Here is a 25295-nt window from a genome sequence, read left to right as displayed (position 1 = left end):
TCAGCCGATGCGCTTCGCCAGTTCGACTGCTTTGCCGATATACGAACCCGGCGTCATCGCGAGCAGGCGGTCTTTCGCGTCCTGCGCAATCGCGAGGCCGTTCACGAAGGTTTGCAGCGCTTCACGCGTGATGCCCTTGCCGCGCGTCAGTTCCTTCAACTGCTCGTACGGGTTCTCGATGCCGTAGCGGCGCATCACCGTTTGCACCGGCTCGGCCAGCACTTCCCAGCAGTTGTCGAGGTCTTCGTTCAGACGCTGCGCGTTCACTTCGAGCTTGTCGAGGCCGCGGATCAGCGAGTCGTACGCGAGCAGCGAGTAACCGAACGCGACGCCGATGTTGCGCAGCACCGTCGAATCGGTCAAATCGCGCTGCCAGCGCGACACCGGCAGCTTGTCGGCCAGATGGCGCAGCGTGGCGTTCGCGAGACCGAGGTTGCCTTCGGAGTTTTCGAAGTCGATCGGGTTGACCTTGTGCGGCATCGTCGACGAACCGATTTCGCCGGCCTTGGTGCGCTGCTTGAAGTAGCCGACCGAGATGTAGCCCCACACGTCGCGGTCCAGATCCAGCAGGATCGTGTTCGCGCGCGAAACGGCGTCGAACAGTTCGGCCATATAGTCGTGCGGCTCGATCTGGATCGTATACGGATTGAACGTGAGCTTCAGACGCTGCTCGACCACTTCGCGCGAGAACGCTTCCCAGTCGAACTCCGGATACGCGGACAGGTGCGCATTGAAGTTGCCGACCGCGCCGTTCATCTTGCCGAGCAGTTCGACCTTCGCGATACGGTCGATCGCACGTTCGAGGCGCGCGGCGACGTTGGCCATTTCCTTGCCGAGCGTGGTCGGGCTGGCCGGCTGGCCGTGCGTGCGCGACAGCATCGGTTGAGCGGCGTGAGCATGTGCCAGCGCGACGAGGCGCTGATGCACCGAGCGCAGCGCCGGCAGGATCACGTGTTCGCGCGCGCCGGCCAGCATCAGGCCGTGCGACGTGTTGTTGATGTCTTCCGAGGTGCACGCGAAGTGGATGAACTCGCTCGCGCGTTCCAGTTCTTCCTGACCCTTGACCGATTCCTTCAGCCAGTACTCGACCGCTTTCACGTCGTGATTCGTTACGCGTTCGATGTCCTTGATGCGCGCGGCGTCGTGCGCGGTGAAGCGCTCGGCCAGTTGCAGCAGGAATTGCTCGGACGCTTCGGAAAAGCGCGGCACTTCGGCGAAGCCGGCGCGCGACAGCGCGATCAGCCAGTGAATTTCAACCGTCACGCGATTGCGCATGAAGGCGGCTTCCGAGAGCCAGTCGCGCAGGGCTTCGGTTTTCGACGCATAGCGGCCGTCGAGCGGGGAGAGCGCGTTGAGCGCGAACAGGGTGTCGGGGCGGGTGTCGGACATGATGGGGGCCGGGTCGAAGCGTTGAGCGCTCAGAGAGCGGATCGGGAACGGAGGGAACCGCGAATTTTACCACTGTGCGGGTGGCTGGCCGTTGGCGGCCGCGAATTTGCCGCGCGTGAGGCTGCGAGGCGCGGGGCGCGGCGCGCGGCGTCTTTGCATGCTGGTCGCTATCTTCCGCTGCGTGAGCGCGGCACGCCGACCCGCGACCTGGCTCGTCACGCTAGAGGCAGATCCAAAGCGAAAGCCAAAGCCGCGCCTCGACCCGCAGCGCCACGCTGGGCCCGCGCCGCTAGAATGCTGTCTTCTTCCTCTCGCCCGGCAGCACACTCCGCATGGAACTGAAATGGCTCGAAGACTTCGTTTCGCTCGCGGAAACGCGTAGTTTCAGCCGCTCGGCCGAACTGCGCCACGTCACGCAACCGGCGTTTTCACGGCGCATCCAGGCGCTCGAAGGGTGGCTCGGCACGGAACTGATCGACCGTTCGGTTTATCCGACGCGGCTCACGGCGGCCGGCCAGGTGTTCAACGAGCAGGCGCTCGCGATGCTGTCGCAATTCCACGAGGCGCGCGCGCTGCTGCGCGGCCATACGGCGACGCCTCAGGCGACCATCGAGTTTGCCGTGCCGCATACGCTGTCGCTCACCTATTTCCCGCGCTGGCTGCAACGCATCGAAGCGCAGATGGGCCCGATCCATACGCGGCTGCGGGCGTTGAACGTGCACGACGCGGCGTTGTCGCTGGTGGAAGGCGGCTGCGATCTGATGATGGGTTACCACCACCCGAGCCATCCGGTCGCGCTCGATCCGGCCCGCTACGACATGCTCACGCTCGGCAACGAGCCGATCAGCCCGTTCTCGGCGCCGGGCCGCGCCGGCCGGCCGCGGCACACGTTGCCGGGCACGGCCGAGGCGCCCGCGCCGTATCTGTCCTACACGCCGAACGCGTATCTGGGACGCATGACCGAAGTGATCCTCGCGAACGCGCCCGAGCGTCTGTACCTGGACCGGCTGTACGAGACCGACATGGCCGAAGGGCTCAAGGCGATGGCGTTGGCCGGCCACGGCATCGCGTTTCTGCCGCACAGCGCGGTGGAAGACGCGGTCGCCGACGGCAAGCTGATTCGCCTCGATCGTGCGACACGCGGCACGCCGGAAGGGCAGCTCACGCTGAGCATGGAGATTCGCCTGTACCGCGACAAGCTCGCGGCGAAAAGCGACGATGCGCGGCAGATACTCGTGCGGCAATTGTGGGAGGTAGTGTCGGCGGAACTGGGGCAGCACGCAGCATAAAAGGGAACCACGGGGAACCGCGCAGCATAAAAGTGAACCGCGGGGAACCGCGAAACCTGCGCCGCCACGACGTGAATTTGCCGCTTTCCGAAGGTTATGCAAAAAAAACATAATCGGATAAGGAAACGGCATTGGATTTCATAACGACGTTTTTCGACAATGCACGCATTCGATCAACGCCGGAGCGTTCATGTCTTCCCAGCAGCAAGCCGCCCAAGCAGCCCAATCCGCAGCATCGTTGCAGTCCGTTCCCTCCTACCTCAACAGCGAAGACCTCGGCCCCTGGGGCAACTATCTGCGCCAGGTCGACCGCGTCGCGCCGTACCTCGGCTCGCTGTCGCGCTGGCTCGAAACCCTCAAGCGCCCGAAGCGCATCCTGATCGTCGACGTGCCCATCGAACTCGATAACGGCACCGTCGCGCACTTCGAAGGCTATCGCGTGCAGCACAACGTGTCGCGCGGTCCGGGCAAAGGTGGCGTGCGTTATCACCAGGACGTGACGCTGTCGGAAGTGATGGCGCTGTCCGCGTGGATGTCGGTCAAGAACGCGGCCGTGAACGTGCCGTACGGCGGCGCGAAGGGCGGCATCCGCGTCGATCCGCGCACGCTCTCGCGGGGCGAACTGGAGCGCATGACGCGCCGCTACACGAGCGAGATCGGCATCATCATCGGACCGAATACCGACATTCCCGCGCCGGACGTGAACACGAACGAGCAGATCATGGCGTGGATGATGGACACGTACTCGATGAACCAGGGCCAAACGGCCACGGGTGTGGTGACCGGCAAGCCGATCACGCTCGGCGGTTCGCTGGGCCGCCGCGAGGCGACGGGCCGCGGCGTGTTCGTGGTGGGCTGCGAAGCGGCACGCCGCATCGGCTTCGATATCGAAGGCGCGCGCATCGCCGTGCAGGGCTTCGGCAACGTCGGCGGGATTGCCGCGCGGCTGTTCCAGGAAGCGGGCGCGAAGGTGGTCGCGGTGCAGGATCACACCGGTTCGCTGTACAAATCGACCGGCATCGATGCGGGCGCATTGCTCGAACACGTCGCGAAGACGGGCGGCGTGGGTGGTTTCGCTGAAGCGGACGCCGTAACCAACGAGGAATTCTGGACCATCGAATCGGACATCCTGATTCCGGCTGCATTGGAAAACCAGATCACCGAGAAGAACGCCGGCAAGATCAGGACCAGAATCGTCGTGGAAGGCGCCAATGGCCCGACCACCACGGCGGCCGACGACATCCTGCACGATCGCGGCATTCTCGTGATTCCGGACGTGGTGGCCAACGCGGGCGGCGTGACGGTGTCCTATTTCGAATGGGTGCAGGACTTCTCGAGCTTCTTCTGGACCGAGGACGAGATCAACCAGCGTCTGGAGCGCGTGATGCGTGAGGCATTTGCCGCGGTATGGCAGGTGTCGAGCGAACAGAACGTGTCGGTGCGGACCGCGGCGTTTATCGTCGCTTGTAAGCGGATTCTGCAAGCACGCGAAATGCGCGGCCTGTATCCCTGATTTACGTTTGAACGGCGAGTGCGCTACCCTGCGGATTCGCCGGCAATTTTTGCTTTAACGCGGTCCACGAGACGGCGTGTCGTACCCGGCGGGCGGCATCGGATCGATGCCGCCCGCCTTTGCATATCCGGAGCCGGTCCGCGGATCGGTCCAAGGCGTCCCACGCCCTTAGCGGCGCGCGCGCAACAACATGGTTTATAGCCATACTTTCAGAATAATTACTTTGCTAAACTGGCGCCGGTTCTTGCCAAGGAGATCACCACATGAAGGTTAAAAAAGCTGCGCTGCTGCTCGCGACTCTCGGACTGTTTACGGTTGGCGCGCAGGCGCAAGACGCGGGTACGCTGAAGAAGATCAAGGACACGGGCGTCATTTCGCTGGGTCATCGCGAATCGTCCATCCCGTTCTCGTACTACGACGACAAGCAGAATGTCATCGGCTACTCGCAGGAATTCGCCATGAAAGTGGTGGAGGCCGTCAAGCAGAAGCTGAACATGCCTAACCTCAAGGTGAAGCTGATTCCGGTGACGTCGCAAAACCGTATCCCGCTGGTGCAGAACGGCACGGTGGACATCGAATGCGGCTCGACCACGAATAACCTCGAGCGCCAGCAACAGGCCGCGTTCTCGAACACGATCTTCGTGATCGGCACCCGCATGATGACCAAGAAGGACTCCGGCATCAAGGATTGGGCGGACCTGAAGGGCAAGACGGTGGTCACGACCGCCGGTACCACCTCCGAGCGCCTGCTTCGCAAGATGAACCAGGACAAGAGCATGGGCATGAACATCATCAGCGCGAAGGACCACGGCGAGTCGTTCCTGACGCTGTCGACGGGCCGCGCCGCGGCGTTCATGATGGACGACGCACTGCTCGCGGGCGAACGCGCGAAGTCGAACAACCCGGGCGATTTCGTGATCGTCGGCACGCCGCAATCGCGTGAAGCGTACGGCTGCATGATGCGCAAGAACGATCCGGAGTTCAAGAAGGTCGCCGACGACGCGATCGCCAAGGTCCAGACTTCGGGCGAAGCCGATGCGATCTACAAGAAGTGGTTCGAATCGCCGATTCCGCCGAAGGGCCTGAACCTGAACTTCCCGCAAAGCGACGATATGCGGGCGCTGTTCAAGAATCCGAATGACAAGGCAATCGATTAACCTCAGGTGTTTTTTGAAACGCTGAACGAAACGGAAGGAGCCACGCGCTTCTTCCGTTTCTTTTTGCTGGAGTCTTGGTCATGTCATATCACTGGAACTGGGGCATTCTGCTGAGTCCGGTCTCCACCGGCGAGCCGACCACCTATCTGGGCTGGTTGTTCTCGGGCCTCTGGGTGACGATCACCGTGTCGCTGGCGGCATGGGTGATCGCGCTGATCGTCGGCTCGCTGTTTGGCGTGCTGCGCACGGTGCCGAACAAGTGGGCGTCGGGCATCGGCACGGTCTACGTCGCGATTTTCCGTAACATTCCGCTGATCGTGCAGTTCTTCATCTGGTATCTGGTGATACCGGAGCTGCTGCCCGTGTCGATGGGCAACTGGTTCAAGCAACTGCCGCCAGGCGCGCAGTTCTTCTCGTCGTCGATCATCTGTCTCGGGCTGTTCACTTCCGCGCGCGTGTGCGAGCAGGTGCGCTCGGGCATCAACGCGTTACCGCGCGGCCAGCGCGCCGCGGGTCTCGCGGTGGGCTTCACGCAATGGCAGACGTATCGCTATGTGCTGCTGCCGGTCGCGTACCGGATCATCGTGCCGCCGCTCACGTCCGAATTTCTGAACATTTTCAAGAACTCGGCAGTGGCTTCGACGATCGGTCTGCTGGATCTGTCCGCGCAGGCGCGTCAGCTGGTCGACTACACGTCACAGACCTATGAGTCGTTCATCGCGGTCACGGTGGCGTATATGCTGATCAACCTGGTCGTGATGCAACTGATGCGCTGGGTCGAAGCCAGAGCCCGGTTGCCCGGCTATATCGGAGGCAAGTGATGCACCATTTCGACTGGAGCGGTATTCCGGGCGCACTGCCTACGCTGTGGACCGGCGCCATCGTCACCTTCAAGATCACATTGATCGCGATCGTGTTCGGCATCGTCTGGGGCACCATTCTCGCGATGCTGCGGTTGTCGTCGTTCAAACCCTTCGAGTGGTTCGCGAAGGGGTACGTAACGATCTTCCGTTCGATCCCGCTGGTGATGGTGCTGCTGTGGTTCTTCCTGATCGTGCCGCAAGTGCTGCAGAACGTGCTCGGGCTGTCGGCGGATATCGACATTCGCCTTGCCTCGGCCATGGTCGCGTTCTCGCTGTTCGAGGCGGCGTACTATTCGGAGATCATCCGCGCCGGCATTCAGGCGGTGCCGCGCGGCCAGGTCAACGCGGCGTTCGCGCTCGGCATGAACTACGCGCAGGCGATGCGCCTGATCGTGCTGCCGCAGGCGTTCCGTGCGATGGTGCCGCTGCTGCTCACGCAGGGTATCGTGCTGTTTCAGGATACGTCGCTCGTCTACGTGATCAGCCTCGCCGACTTCTTCCGCACCGCCACGAATATTGGCGACCGTGACGGTACGAATGTCGAGATGGTACTGTTCGCGGGCGCGTGTTATTTCGTGATCTGTGTGGTCGCGTCGAGCCTCGTCAAAGGTCTTCAGAAAAAGGTCGCAAGATGATCTCTATCAAGAATGTTTCGAAGTGGTACGGTCAGTTTCAAGTGCTGACCGACTGCACGACGGAAGTCAAAAAGGGTGAAGTGGTGGTGGTGTGCGGGCCGTCGGGCTCGGGCAAGTCCACGCTGATCAAAACCGTGAACGGCCTCGAACCGTTCCAGAAGGGCGAGATCGTCATCAACGGCCAGTCGCTGACGGACAAGAAAACCAATCTGTCGAAGCTGCGTTCGAAGGTCGGCATGGTGTTCCAGCACTTCGAGCTGTTCCCGCATCTGTCGATCGTGCAGAACCTGACGCTCGCGCAGGTGAAGGTGCTCGGCCGCTCGAACGATGAAGCCACCGCGAAGGGGCTGAAGCTGCTCGATCGAGTCGGCTTGCGTGCGCATGCGGACAAGTTCCCGGGGCAATTGTCGGGCGGTCAGCAGCAGCGCGTGGCGATTGCGCGCGCGTTGTCGATGGACCCGATCGCGATGCTGTTCGACGAACCGACTTCCGCGCTCGATCCGGAGATGATCAACGAAGTGCTCGACGTGATGGTCGAACTCGCGCAGGAAGGCATGACCATGATGTGCGTCACGCACGAAATGGGCTTCGCGAAGAAGGTCGCGCACCGCGTGATCTTCATGGACAAGGGCTTGATCGTCGAGGACGACCGCAAGGAAGACTTCTTCGCCAATCCGAAGTCGGATCGTGCGAAGGATTTTCTGGCGAAGATCCTGCACTGAGGTTCGTGCGCGGGCCGGCCGGTGCAGGCTGGCTCGTGCGGACCGAAAAAAAGCCGCTCTTTGGAGGCGGCTTTTTTTTTGCTGGTGCGCGTGCGATCAGTTGTTCAGGACCCGAAGGCCGCGGCGTCATCTGCCGCTTCGAGGTCGGCTTCGCTGTCGTCGGCCATGATTCCGGTCCCAGCGGTTGAGGCTGCAATCGTGGTGGCGGAGGCCGACGCATCCAGCGCGGGATTGCGCAGCTTCTCCAGCACCGATGCCGGCACCGGCACGTTGATGTGGCCGATCACATCGCCATGCTGGAACATCATCAGATCGCCCGGCTCGAATGCGCTCCAGACTTCGTTGTCGGTCAGCGGCTTGGTGGCAATGACCGCGACGCGGTCTTCAGGCGTCGTGTACTTGGCGAAGTCGATCGACACGTCCGCGTCGACCAGATGCGCGGTGGAAAACGGCCAGCACCGCACGATGTAGTGCAAATGCGTCGAGCAATGCGCGAACAGCGCCTGGCCGTTAGACATCAGAAAATTGAACACGCCGAACTGCGTGATTTCACGCGTGAGCGCTTCGAGCGTGACGAACAGTTCGTCGAGCGGCGGCTGCTGCGCGCCCGGAAACGCCTTGCGCAACCCTTCGAGCAACGCGCAGAAAGCGAGTTCGCTGTCGGTCGTGCCGACCGGCTGATACACGCCCGACAGTTGCGGCGCATAGTCTTGCAGATCGCCGTTGTGCGCGAAGATCCAGTGACGCCCCCACAGTTCACGCATGAACGGGTGACAGTTTTCGAGCAGGATGTGCCCTTGCGTCGCCTTGCGGATATGGGCGATGGTGTTCTTCGATTTGATCGGATAACGCTTGACCATCTCGGCGATCGGCGAGGTGGCCGACGATTGATGGTCGATGAACAGGCGGCAGGCTTTGTCCTCGAAGAAGGCGATCCCCCAGCCGTCGGCATGGTGATCGGTGACGCCGCCGCGCGCCGCAAAGCCGGTGAACGAGAACGTGACGTCCGTCGGCGCGGCGCAGTTCATTCCGAGAAGTTGGCACATGTTGCGGGTAAGCCTGTGAACGGGGCGAGCCGTTACAATGATGACTTTCCAAGCATATCACCGAGCCAGAAACGCCAAATAGCGAAATTGACGTGTGTTCGGGCCGCAACAGGGCGGTTTGACCGGGTCGATTGGCTTTTGTCGCCGAGTCTCGTTGCCCTTTTTGCCATGACCGCTTCCAACGTTTCCCTCGATTCCATCACGCTCGCCCGTCCCGACGACTGGCACCTGCACGTTCGCGACGGCGCGATGCTGGCCGCCGTCCTGCCGGACACCGCGCGCCAGTTCGGCCGCGCGATCATCATGCCGAACCTGAAGCCGCCGGTCACGACCACCGCCATGGCGCAGGCGTACCGGGAGCGGATCGTCGCCGCGATCCCCGCAGGCGCGAAGTTCGAACCGCTGATGACGCTGTACCTGACCGACAACACGCCGCCTGACGAAATCCGCCGGGCGCGCGAGAGCGGCTTCGTGCATGGTGTGAAGTTGTATCCGGCGGGTGCGACCACCAACTCGGACGCGGGCGTCACCGACATCATGAAGTGCGCGAAAACGCTCGAAGCGATGCAGGAAGTGGGCATGCCGCTGCAGGTGCACGGCGAAGTGACGGATTCGTCGATCGACCTGTTCGACCGCGAGAAGGTGTTCATCGACCGTGTGATGACGCCGCTGCGCCGCGCGTTTCCGGCGCTGAAGGTCGTGTTCGAGCACATCACGACGAAAGACGCGGTCGACTACATCCGTGAGGCCGGCGTCGCGCCGGAGCTGCTCGGTGCGACGATCACCGCGCACCATCTGCTGTACAACCGCAACGCGATCTTCCAGGGCGGCATTCGTCCGCATTACTACTGCTTGCCGGTGTTGAAGCGCGAGACGCACCGGGTGGCGCTGGTCGAAGCGGCGACATCGGGAAATCCGCGCTTCTTCCTCGGCACAGATAGCGCCCCGCATCCGAAGGGTTTGAAGGAGCACGCGTGCGGTTGCGCGGGCTGCTATACGGCGCTGCATGCGCTGGAGCTTTACACGGAAGCATTCGACAAAGCCGGCGCGCTGGACAGGCTCGAAGGCTTTGCGAGCTTCTTCGGCGCGGATTTCTACAGCCTGCCGCGCAATGCGGAGCAGGTCACGCTGCGTCGCGAGGAATGGACGTTGCCGGCCGAACTGCCGGTCGGCGATACGCCGGTGGTGCCGCTGCGCGGCGGGGAGTCGATCGGTTGGCGTCTGGTTTGAGCTTGAGCTAGATGCAGGTGCAAGACGCGGGGCAGGCAGAAGGGCAGCAGGCGGGGCCGCAAGCCGGCTTCGCGGTGATCGACTGGTCGAAGCCTTGGTTCGCGCCCTTCGGCGGCCGCGGCCGACGCTGGCAGCAGGCCGCGCTGACGAGCTACGCCGCGTTGCTCGCCGAAATGAACGCCGAGGCCGCCGAAATGCGGCAGACCACAGGGCGCGGCCAGCGCCTCGCGTTCATCGCGCAGGACGATTTGCCGCCCGGCGCAGCGTACGAAGCGCACATCGCGTCGACCGGCTGCGTGCCGACGCGCCATAATCTGCACGACTTCTTCAACGGCTCGATGTGGTTTGCGTTTCCGCGCATCAAGGCGGCGCTGAACGCGCGGCAGTCGGCGGCCATCGACGTGTTGGGCGTCGGCCCGACCCGTGGTGGCGTGCGCGACACGCTGACCTTGTTCGATGAGAACGCATTGCTGTTCGCGTGCGCCGATCCCGGTTTGAGCGCTGCGCTGCGCGGCTTCGACTGGCGGACCCTGCTCGTGACCCGGCGCGAGGCGTGGGGTTCGAGCTGCGAAGTGCGCTGCTTCGGCCACGCGTTGCTCGAAAAATTGATCGCCCCGTTCAAGGGCTGCACGGGGCATGCGTGGATCGTCGACGTGCCGCCCTCGTACTTCGAATGGAATGCCGCGGCGCGCGATGCATGGCTCGATGAATCGGTCAGCGCAGCGCTGCTCGACACCGACGCGTTGACGAGCCGCATGTTCGCACCGCTGCCGGTGCTGGGCATTCCGGGCTGGTGGCCCGAGAACGACTCGCCCGTGTTTTACGACGACGCGTCCGTGTTTCGCGCGGGGCGGCGCACCCGTCTGGCCTAGGCCTCTGAAGGTTTCGTGCGGGGTCGTGCCGCACGGGCCCACCCTCGCTACGGCGGCCTGTCCGAATCCCACGCTGCCCTCTTTCTTGGCCATTCGGCTATTTCAAGCGTCGAAACGGCTCGTCTTCCGCGCAGGTGTTAAAATTCGCCGCAGCAAAGCAGGCCAGGCAGTCGCGGCCTTGGCGGCTTCGGCCAAAGAGGGCGAGGAAAGTCCGGACTCCACAGGGCAGGGTGATGGCTAACGGCCATCCGTGGCAACACGCGGAACAGGGCAACAGAAAGCAAACCGCCGATGGCCCGGCGCAAGTCGGGATCAGGTAAGGGTGAAACGGTGCGGTAAGAGCGCACCGCGGCTGCTGCAAGGCAGACCGGCACGGTAACCTCCACCCGGAGCAATTCCAAGTAGGCAGGCGCGCATCTTCGAGATGCAGGACGGGGCCCCCGTCTCGTCTGCGGGTAGGAAGCTTGAGCGCGTCAGTAATGGCGCGCCTAGAGGAATGGCTGCCACGCGCGTCGCGTTTTCGGACGTTGCGCGTGCACAGAATCCGGCTTATCGGCCTGCTTTGCCACCCAACAAGAAATGCCGGCGTCCGTGAGGACGCCGGCATTTTCATTTGCTGCGCGCAATTCGTGCGTAAGGCGGGTGCAGCGGCGCCAGGCCTGGCAGTCCGCTGCCGCGCTCAGTTCGCCACGATGTCGAACGAGTGCGTGAGTTCGGCGGTCTTGGCGATCATGATCGACGCCGAGCAGTATTTGTCGTGCGACAGATTGATCGCGCGCTCGACGGTGGCGGGGTTCAGGTTCTTGCCCGTCACGGTGAAATGGAAATGGATTTTGGTGAACACCTTCGGATCTTCACTGGCGCGCTCGGCCTTCAGCGTGACCGAGCAGCCGGCAATTTCCTGGCGGCTCTTCTTCAGAATCATCACGACGTCGTAGGCGGTGCAGCCGCCCGTGCCGAGGAGAACCATCTCCATCGGACGCGGCGCGAGATTGCGGCCGCCGCCTTCAGGCGCGCCGTCCATCGCAACCAGATGACCGCTCCCCGTCTCGGCCGCAAACGCCATCCCGTCCTGCCCCATCCAGCTTACTTTGCATTCCATGCTGTGCTCCACCGCGCTTCGCTAATATCGAGAGGGCATTGTAGCCCGCGCTCTGCGGATCCGCCCGAGGCGACTTCCGTCGAAACATATGCGGGATGGCCGCTTGTGTGTTGCGGTGCGGCATGTTTAGCCGGGTCGGGAATTCCCTGGAGCGTTTAGGGGTTTTACTCTAGAAGATGTTCGCCGGCTGTGGCCGGCAGGACGGCTTAGTGTTTGATCTAAAAGGAAATTTGCGAGCGATGAGGGCGATCGCCGGAATGTCACAATGTGAAATCGCATTTCGCAATGCAAATGTTCTTGCGTCGCACAAGGGTGACTCATATAATCCATTCCATCGTTGCAGCAGTTCTGCAACTCCGCTGTCTCCTCCACCTCCTCCTTTGGTGGATTAAACCCGAACCAATCGTTCGGGTTTTTTTTCGCCTGCGGCAAGCGCGGACCTATCCCGCGCCAAGGCCAATTCCGGGCGGCAAAGGCTCGAAATAACCACTGTCGCTGACCGGATCGGCCGCCCGGTTTCGTCAAACTCCGGTACGTTTTGACTTGCCGTAGGAAATTCCTTTATAATTCAGGGCTTTTCCGCATCCGCGCCCGCGGAGGAAGAACCAGGGAGAGCCTGCACGCGCCTCGATGCGCACATTACAAGCAGGAAAAAACACATTGGGCGCAGCAATTTTTTTGGATCGATCATGAAGACGTTTTCCGCAAAAGCCCATGAGGTGACGCGCGAATGGTACGTGATTGACGCGACGGATAAGGTTCTCGGGCGTGTCGCCAGCGAAGTGGCACACCGTCTTCGCGGCAAGCACAAGCCTGAATTCACTCCCCACGTCGACACCGGTGATTTCATCATCGTTATCAACGCCGGCAAGCTGAAGGTCACGGGCAACAAGGCTACTGACAAGAAGTACTATCGCCACTCGGGTTACCCGGGCGGTATCTATGAAACGACGTTCGGCAAGATGCAGGAACGCTTCCCGGGCCGCGCGCTCGAGAAAGCGGTCAAGGGCATGCTGCCGAAGGGCCCGCTCGGCTACGCGATGATCAAGAAGCTGAAGGTCTACGCTGAAGCAACGCATCCGCATTCGGCGCAACAGCCGAAAGCGCTCGAGATCTAAGGGGAGCCCACATGATCGGTAACTGGAATTACGGCACGGGCCGCCGCAAGAGCGCCGTCGCACGTGTGTTCATCAAGGCAGGCAAGGGCGACATCGTTGTGAACGGCAAGCCTATCGCCGATTACTTCTCGCGCGAAACGTCGCTGATGATCGTGCGTCAGCCGCTGGAACTCACGAACCACGGCGTTACGTTCGACATCAAGGTCAACGTGACGGGTGGCGGTGAAACGGGTCAAGCCGGTGCGGTTCGCCACGGCATCACCCGCGCGCTGATGGACTATGACGCAACGCTGAAGCCGGAACTGTCGAAGGCAGGCTTCGTGACGCGTGATGCTCGTGAAGTCGAACGTAAGAAGGTCGGCTTCCACAAGGCACGTCGCAGGAAGCAATTCTCGAAGCGTTAATCGTTTCGAGTGCGAGCCGGCTGCAAGGCCGGTGCGCAGCAAAAGTCGCCAACGCTTTCGCGAAGGCGGCTTTTTTTATGCTTTTTTATGGTTATGCGGTCCGGTCTCGTGACCACGGCGTGGCCGCTGGAGCGAAGATTTTCGCCGTTCAGGCCGGCTGGTGGCGGCAATCGCGCCGGCTGTGCGTGTGCCGCGATGAACCCATTGATTTTGTGGGCTTCAGCACGATATCGAGATCGGCCCTACAATAGCGGCTAGAAGCTTTTTGGAGAGTTCGAATGAACGCAGTCACCGAAACACCCGTGACCGAGATGCCCGCCCCCTTCGTTTTCACCGACGCAGCGGCTGACAAGGTCAAGCAACTGATCGAAGAAGAAGGCAATGCGGACCTCAAACTGCGCGTTTTCGTGCAGGGCGGCGGCTGCTCGGGCTTTCAGTACGGTTTTACGTTCGACGAAGCCGTCAACGAAGACGACACCGTGATGAACAAGAGCGGCGTCCAGCTGCTGATCGATTCGATGAGCTACCAGTACCTGGTCGGCGCTGAGATCGACTATAAGGACGATATCAACGGCGCGCAGTTCGTCATCAAGAACCCGAACGCGACGACCACGTGTGGTTGCGGCTCGTCGTTCTCGGTTTGATCGCCGTCAGGCAACAGGTTGTGTAAAAGACGGGGCCCCGCGGCCCCGTTTTTTATTGTCCGCGCTCCGCACCGCGCTTCACTCATCGCGGATAAACCGCTCCGAGCACGCGTTCAGCAGTCGCGCCAGTGACGGCCGGCAAATTGCCCGGCGCCCGCGCGATGCAGCGCATCGCCAGCCACGCGAAGGCCAGCGCCTCGACCTGGCTCGGCGGCACGCCGAGCGCGTCGGTCGTCATGACCGGCACGCCGCTCACGCCGCTGTCCTCCAGCGCCTGCTGCAACGCCTTCAGGATCTCGGGATTGCGCGCGCCGCCGCCGCACACGTAGACCGCTCTCGCATCCGACGCGTGCCGCTCGATTTCGCGAGCAATCGTCACCGCCGTCAGCGCGACGAGCGTCGCCTGCACATCGGCCGGTTCGAGTGCGGAGAACGGCTGGAGTTTCGCGTCGAGCCATTCGGCATTGAACAGATCGCGGCCGGTGCTTTTCGGCGGCTGCTGCGAGAAAAACGGTTCGTCGAGCAAGGCGTTCAGCAGCTTGCGATCCACCTGGCCGCCGGCCGCGAAATGGCCGTTCTCGTCGAACGGCTTGCCGAGATGGCGCTGCGCCCATTCGTCGAGCAGCGCGTTCGCCGGTCCGCAGTCGAAGCCGCGCACGCTGCCGGTCGCGTTCAGGACCGTGATGTTGCTGATACCGCCGAGATTGCACACCACGCGCGTTTCATTTTCCGCCCCAAACACCGTCGCGTGAAAAGCCGGCACGAGCGGCGCGCCTTGGCCGCCGGCCGCGACATCGCGGCTGCGGAAATCGGCGATCACGTCGATGCCCATCATCTCCGCGAGCAGCGCGGGGTTGTTGATCTGTCGCGTATAGCCCTTTTCCGGCCGATGCCGCACGGTCTGCCCATGCACCCCGATCGCGCGCACTTCGGCGGCCGAGATGTAGCTGTTGCGCAGCAGTTCGTGGCAGCACACGGTGTAACGCGTGGCGAGCGCATTGGCGGCCAGCGCTTCGCGCTCGATCTCATTGTCGCCCGGCTGCTGCAGCGCGAAGAGCGCCTCGCGGATGCCCGCGGAGAAGCCGACGAACGCCTCGGCCAGCACCTGCGGCGGCTTTCCTGCGGCAAACCGGACGGCCACGCCGTCCACACCGTCCATGCTCGTGCCGGACATCAAGCCAAAGTAGATGCCGTCTGCGGGGTCTTGCGCCACGTTGCTGCTCCTGTCGAGGGTTCGATGCGATCCGTTTTAGCAGATTATCGGCGCGAGCGCGGTCCAAATATAAGCGCCACGGCGCTGCCTGCGCGCCGCACCGCGCACACATCATGCGCTGCGGTCCCGTTCCGAGGCTGCTCATAGCCAGCTTATGGCCGCGTCGGTGGGCGCGGCGGTGCGTATGTATGGGACAATCTCCCTTTTTCGCGACTTCACGTTTCCAGCATGAGCACCGAGTCCACCAAGCCCAATCCCGCTGCCGCCTTTCCGATCACCGACGAAGTCCGTCACGCGCTCGCCGTCACCAAGCGCGGCGTCGACGAACTATTGATCGAAGACGAATTCGCGCAAAAACTCGCGAAAAGCGCGGCGACCGGCAAGCCGTTGCGCATCAAGCTCGGGCTCGATCCGACCGCGCCCGACATCCATATCGGCCACACGGTTGTGCTGAACAAGATGCGCCAGTTGCAGGATCTCGGCCACACGGTGATCTTTCTGATCGGCGATTTCACTTCGCTGATCGGCGATCCGTCGGGCCGCAACGCGACCCGTCCGCCGCTCACGCGTGAGCAGATCGAGTCGAACGCGAAGACCTATTTCGAGCAGGCCGCGCTCGTGCTCGACCGCGACAAGACGGAGATCCGCTACAACAGCGAGTGGTCGATGCCGCTCGGCGCCGACGGCATGATCAAGCTCGCGTCGCGCTACACGGTGGCGCGGATTCTCGAGCGCGAAGATTTCACCAAGCGTTTTCAGGGCGGCGTGCCGATCTCGATCCACGAGTTCCTGTACCCGCTGATGCAAGGCTACGATTCGGTCGCGCTGAACGCCGACCTCGAACTCGGCGGCACCGACCAGAAGTTCAACCTGCTGGTGGGTCGCGAGTTGCAGAAGCAGTACGGCCAGGAGCAGCAGTGCATCCTGACGATGCCGCTGCTCGAAGGGCTCGACGGCGTCGAAAAGATGTCGAAGTCGAAGAACAACTACATCGGCATCAGCGAAAAGCCGACCGACATGTTCGGCAAGCTGATGAGCATTTCCGACGTGCTGATGTGGCGTTACTTCGAACTGCTGTCGTTCCGTCCGATGGACGAAATCGCCGGCTTCAAAAAAGAGATCGAAGCGGGCCGCAATCCGCGCGATTTCAAGGTGCTGCTCGGCCAGGAAATCGTCGCGCGCTTCCACTCGCAAGCCGACGCCGAGCGTGCGCTCGAAGACTTCAACCATCGCGCGAAGGGCGGCGTGCCGGACGATATCCCGGCGGTGACGCTCGCGGGCGCGCCGCTCGCAATCGGCCAGTTGCTCAAGCAGGCCAATCTCGTGCCGTCCACCAGCGAAGCGCTGCGCAACATCGAGCAGGGCGGCGTGAAGATCGACGGCGCGACCGTGTCCGACAAGGGCCTGAAGGTCGAGGCGGGCGAGTACGTGGTGCAGGTCGGCAAGCGCCGCTTCGCGCGCGTCACGCTGACGGCCTGATCGTCCGGTGATGCGTCGAACCTTGCCCCCTTCGAAGGCGAGCCGCCGATGATCGCGCTGATCCAACGCGTGCGGCGCGCCGAAGTGCGCGTGGCCGACCGGGTGACCGGCGCGATCGACGCGGGTCTGCTCGCGCTCGTGTGCGCCGAACGGGGCGACACGGAGGCCGCCGCCGACCGGCTGCTTGCCAAGGTGCTCGGCTACCGCGTGTTCAGCGACGCGGCCGGCAAGATGAACCTCTCCGTGCAGAATCTCGACGGCGCCGGGCGCGCGGGCGGCCTGCTGCTCGTATCGCAATTCACGTTGGCCGCGGATACCAACAGCGGCCTGCGTCCGAGCTTCACGCCGGCCGCGCCGCCGGACGAAGGCAAGCGGTTGTTCGACTACTTCGTGTCTGCCGCGCGCGGGAAGCATCCGATTGTCGAGACCGGCGAGTTCGGCGCGGATATGCAGGTCTCGCTCGTCAACGACGGGCCGGTCACGTTCTGGCTGCAGACGAACGCCTGAACCGGGCATCGTCTCTCCATCCCGATGCGCGCCGCCGCGCGCGTCATACCCTCCAGCCGTTTTTGCGACAATAGCGGCTCGGCAAAACCGGCGAACGGCGCCCACTTCCATCTCATGACTACGCAGATCCTGTTCATCCGGCACGGCGAGACCGACTGGAACCGCATCAAGCGCATTCAAGGCCACATCGACATTCCGCTCGCGACGACCGGGCTCGCCCAGGCACAACGTCTCGCGCGCCGCATCGCTACCGAAGCGGAGCAGGGCGCGCGGCTCGACGCGATCTACTCGAGCGACCTGCAACGCGCGCAGCAAACCGCCCAGCCTATCGCCGCCGCGCTCGGCTTGCCGCTGCAATTGCGCGAGGGTCTGCGCGAGCGCTCCTACGGCGCGTTCCAGGGCCACGACAGCGAGGAGATCGCACAACGTTTCCCCGATGAATATGCGCACTGGCAAACCCGCGATCCCGGTTTCGCACCGCCTGAGGGCGAGTCGCAGCGCGTGTTCTACCATCGCGTGGTGCACGCCATAGAGCCGCTGGTTGCCGCGCATCCCGGTGGTCGGATCGCCTGTGTCGCGCATGGCGGCGTGCTCGACTGCGTGCGCCGGTTCGCGAGCGGTTTGCCGCTCGATGCGCCGCGTGACTATCCGTTGCTGAACACGAGTGTGAACGTGGTGAATTTCGACAATGGAGCGGCGGCCATTGTGTCGTGGGCGGACGTCGCCCATCTCGACGCGCCTGCCGAGGACGATGGATTCAGAAAGGCAATCCCGCAACCGGGACGGTAATTGATTCGACGCGCCGCGGGCTGGGCGCAGCCGCCCGCCGCAGGCATCTTGAGCGGCGCGGTGGCGTACGGATCAGCACGCGCGGGCACGCGGTGAGTGCGCCGAAACCTGCATCAATCAGGCTCGGGCGTGGCAGCCACACGCCGGCGCGCGCGTTTCGACACGCCATTCACCAGCGCCCAACGGATAACCGGCGCGACGACACGCACACCAGGCCGCGCGAACGTGCGGCGCAGTGCGGCATAGCGTTCGAATCCCAGCATCGACTGCGCCCAGTCCGGCAGAAGATCGACTCCGGCGTTGAGCATCAACGTACCGGCGGGCCGCATCGCGATGCTCGGGGCGGGCGCGCTCATCAGAATCTTCACGACTTCGCGGGTGCGCTCGCTGGCCACCAGCGCAGGCCGCATCGCCTGCAAGTAGGTGTCGATCTCAGCGCGCGAGCGCGGAATGTTTTCCGCGCCAAGCATCTCGGCGATGCGCGCGGCTTCCGCATAATACTGATCTTGCGCGGCGACCGACAGCAGCGGATTCACGTAGCGCAAGTGCGCGGTCATGAAACTCGACACCTCGGCGACATGCACCCACGTCAGCAACGCGGGCTCGCTCGCGCGATACGGCTGCCCGTCCGGCGCAATGCCGCTCACGCCGAGGTGAATGCGCTTCACGCGTTCGATCAGCGCTAGCGCATCGTGCCGGCTGCCGTAGGTCGTGCCTGCGATGAAAGTCGCGGTGCGGCGCAAGCGCCCGAGAATATCGGTGCGGAAGGTCGAATGGTCCCATACCCCGGCGAGCGCCAACGGGTGCAATGCCTGGAGCAGTAGCGCGCTGATGCCGCCAGTCATCATCGAGGTGAAGTCCGCGTGGACTTTCCAGCAGACGGAGTCCGGCCCGAAGAGGCCCGGGTCGCCCGGTGGCGACGAATAGTCGAGCATGGGGCCGCTGCCGCTCGTCAGATGCGTGACGCCGGCAGCCAGTTTCGAACGGAGCCTGCGCGTGAGCAACTGGCCGATTCCACCTGATGAGCCGGAGCGCCGCGTCGTCTGGTCGGACATGCTCGGCGGCCTCGTTACGCGCGGCTCAGGGTGCGGTTCACGACGCGCCTCACGACGTGCCTCACTGCGCGGCCGAATCCCACAGACCGGGTAGCGCGCTCGACGCGTCCGGCGCGGCGAGGCCGAAATGCCGGTAGGTGAGCAGCGTGGCGACGCGGCCGCGCGGTGTGCGCTGCAGGAAGCCTTGCTGGATCAGATATGGTTCGAGCACGTCTTCGATCGTGTCGCGTTCTTCGCCGATGGCCGCCGCCAGATTGTCGACGCCGACCGGGCCGCCGTCGAACTTGTACAGGATCGCTTCGAGCAGCTTGCGGTCCATCAGGTCGAAGCCGACCGCGTCGACGTCGAGCATTTTGAGCGCGGCGTCGGCCACTTGCGCGGTGATGTTGCCGTCCGCTTTGACCTCGGCGAAGTCGCGCACGCGCCGCAGCAGACGATTCGCGATACGCGGCGTGCCACGCGCGCGTTTGGCGATTTCGAACGCGCCGTCCGGATGAATCTGCGCGTTCAGCAGCGACGCCGAACGCGTGACGATGCGCGCCAACTCCTCGGCGTTGTAGAACTCGAGCCGAGCGACGATGCCGAAGCGGTCGCGCAGCGGATTGGTCAGCATGCCCGCGCGCGTGGTCGCGCCGACCAGCGTGAACGGCTGCAGATCCAGCTTCACGCTGCGCGCGGCGGGCCCTTCACCGATCATGATGTCGATCTGATAATCCTCCAACGCCGGGTACAGAATTTCTTCGACGACCGGCGAGAGCCGGTGGATTTCGTCGATAAAGAGGACGTCGTTGGCTTCGAGATTGGTCAGGAGCGCGGCGAGGTCACCGGCGCGTTCGAGCACCGGTCCCGACGTTTGCCGCAGATTGACCCCCATCTCCCGCGCGATAATGTGCGCGAGCGTGGTCTTGCCGAGGCCAGGCGGGCCGAACAGCAGCACGTGGTCGAGCGATTCGGAGCGGCGCTTGGCGGCCTCGATGAAGATTTCCAGCTGGCCGCGGACTTTTTCCTGCCCGACATATTCTTCGAGCTGGCGCGGGCGCAACGCGCGCTCGAACGCTTCTTCGTTCGGCGAGACGGGCGTGGCCGCGATGATGCGCTCGGCGGCGAGTTTGTCGGTTTCGATCATGCGGGCATTGTACCGCGCGTGGTTCGGAGGAAGGCTCCTGGGGGGCGCCGAAGGAAGTCCGTTTGAAGGGGGGCTGCGAAACGGGCCCGGAATGGTCAGGCGGCCCGGCTACCCGTCGATGCTGCCATCTTCGGGGCGAGCCCCCAAGTGCGCTTCGATCGGAGCGCGAGCGTGCGAAGCCTGACTCATCGAGAGCAGGCCAGGCGCCTGACGCGAAGGCCGTCCATCACCCCTTCGACAACGCCTTCAACGCGAGCTTGATTCCCTCGGAAACACCGGTGCCAGCCGGCACGTTCTTGATGGCCGCCAGCGCTTCTTTTTCGGAGTAGCCCAGGGCGAGCAGCGCGTTCAGGATGTCGGACGCGTGGTCGGATGCCGAGGCCGCGCCCGCCATCGCGCCGAGGTCGGCGCCGAGCTTGCCCTTCAATTCGAGGAGCAGCCGCTCCGCCGTCTTCTTGCCGATGCCCGGCACACGCGTGAGACGTGCCGCGTCCTGCATCGTGACGGTCTGTGCGAGTTCGTGCACGCTCATGCCCGACAGCACCGCGAGCGCCATGCGTGCGCCGATGCCGGAAATTTTCAGCAGTTCGCGAAAGGTCGAGCGCTCTTCGGCGGTGCCGAAGCCGTACAGCAGATGCGCGTCCTCGCGCACGATCATCTGCGTGAGCAACACGACGCGCTCACCGTTCGAGGGCAGGTTGTAGAACGTGCTCATCGGCACATCGACTTCGTACCCGACGCCGTTGCAGTCGACGAGCAGATGCGGCGGGTTTTTTTCCAGCAGAACGCCGGCAATGCGACCGATCATGGCGAATTCAATCTCGAGAGAAAGGGCGAGTGTAGCGCAGCGAGTGAGCGGCGCGTGATGCGCAATCGCGTCGATCGGCGTCGACCAGCATTGGCCGCCGTCGACTCGCGCGAGCGGCGTCCCTGGACTGAGATCCCTTTTCGCGGGTTCTCCACCCGTTCACCCACAAGGAACTTCCATGCTGAGCCTGATCACGCTCGCGCTATTTGCCGGCGCGTGTCTCGCGTTGACCGCCACGCCCGGCCACCTCTTACCCCACCAACCGCCCACGCCTCACCCTCAGCCCCTTCTTCGCCAGCGCAGGGGCGATGCCCCCCAGCGTGCTCAGCGTCGTGCCGCCATGCGCATGACAGATCGCCATGCCGAGCGCGTCGGCGGCATCGGTGCCGGGCACGCCCGACAGGTTGAGCAGCCGCACCACCATCTGTTGCATCTGCTCCTTGGTCGCGCGGCCGTAACCCACCACGGCCTGCTTCAATTGCAGCGCCGTGTATTCGGCGACCGGCACGCCGCCCGCCACCAGTCCGCAGATCGCCGCGCCGCGTGCCTGGCCGAGCAGCAGCGTGGATTGCGGATTGACGTTGACGAACACTTTTTCGATCGCCGACTGATCCGGTGAATGCTGGCGGATCAGCGTCGAGATGCCTTCGAAGATGGTGCCCAGACGCGAGGGCAGATCGGCGTCGGCGGTTTTGATGACGCCGCTAGCGACATAGCTGAGGGTATGACCGCTTTGGTCGATCACGCCGAAGCCGGTGACGCGCAGGCCGGGGTCGATGCCGAGAATTCTCATGAGATGCCGCAGATGCGCCAAAAACCAAGTGCTTGCGATACTACAACACGCACGCCATATGGCGGTCGGCAGGCGGCGCTGCCGGCGGAATAAAAACTGCTGCAGCCACGGCGAGGAGGCTTTTCGCAGATGGAGCGCTATCGGAATGTCAGCGGCGACTCGGGCGTCGATGCGTATGAAGTCGGCGACGATTTCATCAAGGTTCGCTTCAGGCCCGGCGTCGTGTATTGGTACACGACGGCGAGCGTCGGGGCGCGGCATCTCGGTGTGCTGAAGCGTCTTGCGCGACGCGGGCAGGGGCTTGGCACTTACATCAGCCAGCATCCTGATGTGAAGGGCGGCTACGCGAAAAAAGAAGCGGACGACTGAGTTGCGCAAAGAGAGTGCGAAGCGTACGCACCTGGCCGGCCTGACAAGCGGCGGCTCCGCAGTGTCGCAGCAAAGAGACGACCTCCAACACGAAGCGAAGGCGGTCCAAAAAAGAAAACGGCCCGGTGGAAAATCCACCAGGCCGTTTTTCTGAACTTCAACACCTCAACCTTCATCCGGCAACTTGCGCCGCATCAGGAACGAGGACGGGGGACGAGGCAGCAAACACCGCCGGTCACCCCGCCTCACTCAATGACGGAAGTGACGCACGCCCGTCAGCACCATCGCGATGTTGTGCTCGTCGGCGGCGTTGATCACTTCGTCGTCGCGCATCGAGCCGCCCGGTTGAATCACGCAGCTCGCGCCTGCCGCCACGACCACGTCGAGGCCGTCGCGGAACGGGAAGAACGCGTCCGACGCCACTGCCGAACCCGTCAACGTCAAACCGGCGTTCTGCGCCTTGATGCTGGCGATGCGCGCCGAGTCCACGCGGCTCATCTGGCCCGCGCCGACGCCGAGCGTCATGCCGTTCGCGCAGAACACGATCGCGTTCGACTTCACGTATTTCGCGACGCGCCATGCGAACAGCAGATCGTCCATTTCCTTCGGTGTCGGATGACGCTTGGTCACCACGCGCAATTCGTGCGGCTGCACGTTCTTCGAATCGAGCGATTGCACCAGCAGGCCGCCCCCGACGCGCTTCAGATCGAACGCGTTATGGCCTTCGCCCAGCGCGATTTCGAGCAGACGCACGTTCTGCTTCGCCGCGAACACCTGGCGTGCTTCGGCGCTGAACGACGGCGCGATCAGCACTTCGACGAACTGCTTGGCCACCGCTTGCGCCGCCGCTTCGTCCACTTCGCGGTTGAACGCGATGATGCCGCCGAACGCCGAGGTCGGATCGGTCTGGAACGCCTTCGAATACGCTTCGTGCGCGTTTGCGCCGACCGCCACGCCGCACGGATTCGCGTGCTTGACGATCACGCAGGCCGGCACGTCGAAGGTCTTCACGCATTCCCACGCCGCGTCGGAATCCGCGATGTTGTTGTAAGACAGTTCCTTGCCTTGCAGCTGGTTGTAGTTCGCCAGTGCGCCGGCCGGCACGCTCAGGTCGCGATAGAACGCGGCGCTCTGGTGCGGGTTTTCGCCGTAGCGCAGGTCCTGCACCTTGTCGAACGCCAGGTTGAACGTGGCCGGGTACGTGTTGCGCGAGGCGTGTTGCAGCTCGTCGGTCAGGCTCGTCAGGTAGTTCGTGATCGCGCCGTCGTATTGCGCGGTGTGCGCGTACACCTTGGTGGCGAGGCGGAAATTCGTCTTGTACGACACCGCGTTGCCGTTCGCGCGCATTTCTTCGAGCACGACTGAGTAGTCGGCCGGATCGACCACCACCGTCACGTCGCGGTGATTCTTCGCGGCCGAGCGCAGCATGGTCGGGCCGCCGATGTCGATGTTCTCGATCGCGTCTTCCAGCGAGCATTCTTCCTTCGACACCGTCTGCACGAACGGGTACAGGTTCACGACCAGCAGATCGATGGTCGGAATGTCGTGCTTCTCAAGCGCCGCCATGTGTTCCGGCAGGTCGCGGCGCGCGAGGATGCCGCCGTGCACCTTCGGATGGAGCGTTTTCACGCGCCCGTCGAGCATTTCCGGGAAGCCCGTGTAATCGGCGACTTCGGTGACGGAGAGGCCCGCGTCCGCGAGCAGTTTCGCGGTGCCGCCGGTCGACAGGATCTTGATGCCGAGGTCCGACAGCGACTTAGCGAAGTCGACGATGCCCGACTTGTCGGAAACGGAGATGAGCGCTTGCTTGATCATGATGAAGACGAAAAGCCGAAGAGAAACGTGGCGGGGCGCCCGAAAATTACAACAAACCGTGCTGTTGCAGTTTCTTGCGCAGCGTATTGCGGTTGATGCCGAGATACTCGGCGGCCAGCGACTGATTGCCGCCGGCCTGCTCGAGCACCACTTCGAGCAGGGGTTTTTCCACGCATGAAATGACCATGTCGTAGACGTCGTGCGGATTGGAGCCGTCGAGATCCTGGAAGTACATACCCAGGCTGTCGCGGACAGATTGTTCGATATTGTTCTTGCTCATGCTGCCAGTCGGTCGGTGTGATTCTCGCCCTTGTTGTCGAGCCCGGGGTTGCCGGGTGATTCGTCGACGTAGACGAGGCGGTCGGAGATCGCCTTTTGTGCGTCAAAGAATTCGTTGACGGCGAGGAGTTGTTCGCGCGTGGTGTCCAGCGTATTCATGCGATGCCGGAACACGTTGGCGCCAGAAAGGCCGCGAGTGTACCAGCCGATGTGCTTGCGCGCAGTGCGGACACCCGTAAATTCCCCGTAGAACGCGTAGTGATCTTCGAGGTGCTCGTTCATGACCTGCTGGATTTCGTCGATGCGCGGCGACGGCAGCAATTCGCCCGTTTGCAGGAAATGCTCGATCTCGCGAAACAGCCAGGGGCGCCCCTGCGCCGCGCGGCCGATCATGATCGCGTCGGCGCCGGTAAGGGCCAGCACCTCGCGCGCCTTGTGCGGCGAGCTGATGTCGCCGTTGGCGACCACCGGAATGCGCACCGACGCCTTGACTGCGGCGATGGTCTCGTATTCGGCGTCGCCGTGGTACAGGTCGGCGCGCGTGCGGCCGTGCACGGTCAGCATCGAAATGCCGGCGTCCTCGGCCAGATGCGCGACGCTCAACGCATTTTTGTTGTCGCGGTCCCAGCCGGTGCGGATCTTCAGCGTGACGGGCACCGCGTCCGGGCCGACGCCCACTGCGCCCACCACCGCCTCGACGATCCGCTGCACCAGCGGTTCGTTCTGCAGCAGAGCCGAACCTGCGGCCACGTTGCACACCTTCTTGGCCGGGCAGCCCATGTTGATGTCGATGATCTGCGCGCCGTTCGCCACGTTGTAGCGGGCCGCTTCGGCCATCATGGCCGGATCGGCGCCGGCGATCTGCACGGCGATCGGCTCGACCTCGCCCGCGTGATTGGCGCGGCGCATGGTCTTTTCGCTCTTCCACAACTGCGCGTTCGAAGCGACCATTTCCGACACCGCATAGCCCGCGCCCAACCGTTTGCACAGTTGCCGGAACGGCCGGTCGGTCACGCCGGCCATTGGGGCGACGAACAGGTTGTTGCGCAGATTGTGGGAGCCGAGAGTGGGCATGACG

General features: G+C 63.4%; 26 protein-coding genes and 1 other RNA gene. 16 read left to right on the top strand and 11 right to left on the bottom strand.

Annotation, left to right across the window (positions count from 1 at the left end; translation table 11 throughout):
• Complete coding sequence (gene purB, locus B0G69_RS03595) at positions 1-1389, bottom strand: adenylosuccinate lyase (RefSeq protein ID WP_121315684.1); 1389 nt, start codon at positions 1387-1389, stop codon at positions 1-3.
• Positions 1390-1721: 332 nt separating this feature from the next.
• On the opposite strand from purB, the gene B0G69_RS03590 reads away from it, so the two are divergent.
• The 6 genes from B0G69_RS03590 (at position 1722) to B0G69_RS03565 (ending at position 7568) form a co-directional block, all read left to right on the top strand.
• A complete protein-coding gene (locus B0G69_RS03590; RefSeq protein ID WP_121315683.1) occupies positions 1722-2678 on the top strand; it encodes a LysR family transcriptional regulator in 957 nt (318 codons plus the stop codon).
• A 190-nt stretch (positions 2679-2868) separates the two neighbouring features.
• Positions 2869-4191: a Glu/Leu/Phe/Val dehydrogenase gene (locus B0G69_RS03585; RefSeq protein WP_121315682.1), complete on the top strand. Its 1323-nt coding sequence runs from the start codon at positions 2869-2871 to the stop codon at positions 4189-4191.
• 263 nt (positions 4192-4454) lie between these two features.
• Positions 4455-5348, top strand: coding sequence for a glutamate/aspartate ABC transporter substrate-binding protein (locus B0G69_RS03580; protein ID WP_121315681.1), 894 nt, complete (start codon positions 4455-4457; stop codon positions 5346-5348).
• An 80-nt stretch (positions 5349-5428) separates the two neighbouring features.
• Positions 5429-6169: an amino acid ABC transporter permease gene (locus B0G69_RS03575; RefSeq protein WP_121315680.1), complete on the top strand. Its 741-nt coding sequence runs from the start codon at positions 5429-5431 to the stop codon at positions 6167-6169.
• Positions 6169-6846 (top strand): glutamate/aspartate ABC transporter permease GltK, encoded by a 678-nt coding sequence (gene gltK, locus B0G69_RS03570; protein WP_121315679.1) that lies wholly within the window; start codon positions 6169-6171, stop codon positions 6844-6846. The genes B0G69_RS03575 and gltK overlap by 1 nt, the downstream gene beginning before the upstream one ends.
• Positions 6843-7568 carry an amino acid ABC transporter ATP-binding protein gene (locus B0G69_RS03565; RefSeq protein WP_042320997.1) on the top strand — a complete coding sequence of 242 codons (726 nt, stop codon included), beginning with the start codon at positions 6843-6845 and terminating at the stop codon, positions 7566-7568. Before gltK ends, B0G69_RS03565 begins: the two co-directional genes overlap by 4 nt.
• A gap of 104 nt (positions 7569-7672) precedes the next feature.
• Here B0G69_RS03565 and B0G69_RS03560 read toward each other — a convergent pair whose 3' ends face one another.
• Positions 7673-8614, bottom strand: coding sequence for a class II glutamine amidotransferase (locus B0G69_RS03560; RefSeq protein ID WP_121315678.1), 942 nt, complete (start codon positions 8612-8614; stop codon positions 7673-7675).
• A 168-nt stretch (positions 8615-8782) separates the two neighbouring features.
• On the opposite strand from B0G69_RS03560, the gene pyrC reads away from it, so the two are divergent.
• From pyrC to rnpB, 3 genes are all read left to right on the top strand, one after another.
• Entirely contained in the window at positions 8783-9844 is a 1062-nt protein-coding gene (pyrC, locus tag B0G69_RS03555) for a dihydroorotase (protein WP_121315677.1), read from the top strand.
• Between the two features lie 11 nt (positions 9845-9855).
• Complete coding sequence (locus B0G69_RS03550; RefSeq protein WP_121315676.1) at positions 9856-10716, top strand: DUF3025 domain-containing protein; 861 nt, start codon at positions 9856-9858, stop codon at positions 10714-10716.
• Between the two features lie 154 nt (positions 10717-10870).
• An RNA gene (gene rnpB / locus B0G69_RS03545) (RNase P RNA component class A) lies at positions 10871-11284 on the top strand.
• A gap of 111 nt (positions 11285-11395) precedes the next feature.
• On the opposite strand, the gene B0G69_RS03540 is transcribed toward rnpB, so the two are convergent.
• Positions 11396-11818, bottom strand: coding sequence for an OsmC family protein (locus B0G69_RS03540; protein ID WP_025602559.1), 423 nt, complete (start codon positions 11816-11818; stop codon positions 11396-11398).
• A 689-nt stretch (positions 11819-12507) separates the two neighbouring features.
• Here B0G69_RS03540 and rplM point away from each other — a divergent pair.
• The 3 genes from rplM to erpA all read left to right on the top strand — a co-directional run bounded on the left by rplM (position 12508) and on the right by erpA (position 13984).
• Positions 12508-12936 carry a 50S ribosomal protein L13 gene (gene rplM / locus B0G69_RS03535; RefSeq protein ID WP_020069304.1) on the top strand — a complete coding sequence of 143 codons (429 nt, stop codon included), beginning with the start codon at positions 12508-12510 and terminating at the stop codon, positions 12934-12936.
• 11 nt (positions 12937-12947) lie between these two features.
• On the top strand, positions 12948-13340 hold the full coding sequence (gene rpsI, locus B0G69_RS03530; RefSeq protein WP_011489810.1) for a 30S ribosomal protein S9: 393 nt from the start codon (positions 12948-12950) through the stop codon (positions 13338-13340).
• 278 nt (positions 13341-13618) lie between these two features.
• Positions 13619-13984, top strand: coding sequence for an iron-sulfur cluster insertion protein ErpA (gene erpA, locus B0G69_RS03525; RefSeq protein ID WP_013340463.1), 366 nt, complete (start codon positions 13619-13621; stop codon positions 13982-13984).
• Between the two features lie 82 nt (positions 13985-14066).
• Here the strand turns inward: erpA and B0G69_RS03515 are convergent, their stop codons facing one another.
• Positions 14067-15197 carry an anhydro-N-acetylmuramic acid kinase gene (locus tag B0G69_RS03515; protein WP_121315674.1) on the bottom strand — a complete coding sequence of 377 codons (1131 nt, stop codon included), beginning with the start codon at positions 15195-15197 and terminating at the stop codon, positions 14067-14069.
• Positions 15198-15425: 228 nt separating this feature from the next.
• Between B0G69_RS03515 and tyrS the strand changes: the two genes are divergently transcribed.
• The 3 genes from tyrS (at position 15426) to B0G69_RS03500 (ending at position 17972) form a co-directional block, all read left to right on the top strand.
• Positions 15426-16676: a tyrosine--tRNA ligase gene (tyrS, locus tag B0G69_RS03510; RefSeq protein ID WP_121315673.1), complete on the top strand. Its 1251-nt coding sequence runs from the start codon at positions 15426-15428 to the stop codon at positions 16674-16676.
• A 48-nt stretch (positions 16677-16724) separates the two neighbouring features.
• Entirely contained in the window at positions 16725-17183 is a 459-nt protein-coding gene (gene dtd, locus B0G69_RS03505) for a D-aminoacyl-tRNA deacylase (RefSeq protein ID WP_121315672.1), read from the top strand.
• Positions 17184-17297: 114 nt separating this feature from the next.
• On the top strand, positions 17298-17972 hold the full coding sequence (locus B0G69_RS03500; protein WP_121319079.1) for a histidine phosphatase family protein: 675 nt from the start codon (positions 17298-17300) through the stop codon (positions 17970-17972).
• 113 nt (positions 17973-18085) lie between these two features.
• Here the strand turns inward: B0G69_RS03500 and B0G69_RS03495 are convergent, their stop codons facing one another.
• From B0G69_RS03495 to ruvC, 4 genes are all read right to left on the bottom strand, one after another.
• Positions 18086-19027, bottom strand: coding sequence for an oxygenase MpaB family protein (locus tag B0G69_RS03495; protein WP_199731137.1), 942 nt, complete (start codon positions 19025-19027; stop codon positions 18086-18088).
• Between the two features lie 61 nt (positions 19028-19088).
• Positions 19089-20153: a Holliday junction branch migration DNA helicase RuvB gene (ruvB, locus tag B0G69_RS03490; protein WP_121315671.1), complete on the bottom strand. Its 1065-nt coding sequence runs from the start codon at positions 20151-20153 to the stop codon at positions 19089-19091.
• A 226-nt stretch (positions 20154-20379) separates the two neighbouring features.
• Entirely contained in the window at positions 20380-20961 is a 582-nt protein-coding gene (gene ruvA / locus B0G69_RS03485; RefSeq protein WP_121315670.1) for a Holliday junction branch migration protein RuvA, read from the bottom strand.
• Positions 20962-21211: 250 nt separating this feature from the next.
• On the bottom strand, positions 21212-21754 hold the full coding sequence (ruvC, locus tag B0G69_RS03475; protein WP_042321028.1) for a crossover junction endodeoxyribonuclease RuvC: 543 nt from the start codon (positions 21752-21754) through the stop codon (positions 21212-21214).
• 129 nt (positions 21755-21883) lie between these two features.
• Here ruvC and B0G69_RS03470 point away from each other — a divergent pair, with 129 nt between their 5' ends.
• Positions 21884-22123, top strand: a complete 240-nt coding sequence (locus B0G69_RS03470; RefSeq protein ID WP_121315669.1) for a hypothetical protein — start codon at positions 21884-21886, stop codon at positions 22121-22123.
• Between the two features lie 249 nt (positions 22124-22372).
• On the opposite strand, the gene purH is transcribed toward B0G69_RS03470, so the two are convergent.
• Genes purH through dusB form a run of 3 tightly spaced genes read right to left on the bottom strand, consistent with a single transcriptional unit; the run spans position 22373 to position 25291 of the window.
• Entirely contained in the window at positions 22373-23938 is a 1566-nt protein-coding gene (gene purH / locus B0G69_RS03465) for a bifunctional phosphoribosylaminoimidazolecarboxamide formyltransferase/IMP cyclohydrolase (protein ID WP_121315668.1), read from the bottom strand.
• A gap of 46 nt (positions 23939-23984) precedes the next feature.
• A complete protein-coding gene (locus tag B0G69_RS03460) occupies positions 23985-24218 on the bottom strand; it encodes a Fis family transcriptional regulator (RefSeq protein WP_007180440.1) in 234 nt (77 codons plus the stop codon).
• The gene (gene dusB / locus B0G69_RS03455; protein WP_121315667.1) at positions 24215-25291 is read right to left on the bottom strand and encodes a tRNA dihydrouridine synthase DusB; all 1077 of its coding nucleotides are present in this window, start codon (positions 25289-25291) and stop codon (positions 24215-24217) included. Before dusB ends, B0G69_RS03460 begins: the two co-directional genes overlap by 4 nt.
• Positions 25292-25295: the final 4 nt, after the last annotated feature.

Source organism: Paraburkholderia sp. RAU2J (assembly GCF_003634845.1).
Classification (GTDB): domain Bacteria; phylum Pseudomonadota; class Gammaproteobacteria; order Burkholderiales; family Burkholderiaceae; genus Paraburkholderia; species Paraburkholderia fynbosensis.
This window is presented reverse-complemented; position numbering and strand designations above follow the sequence as displayed.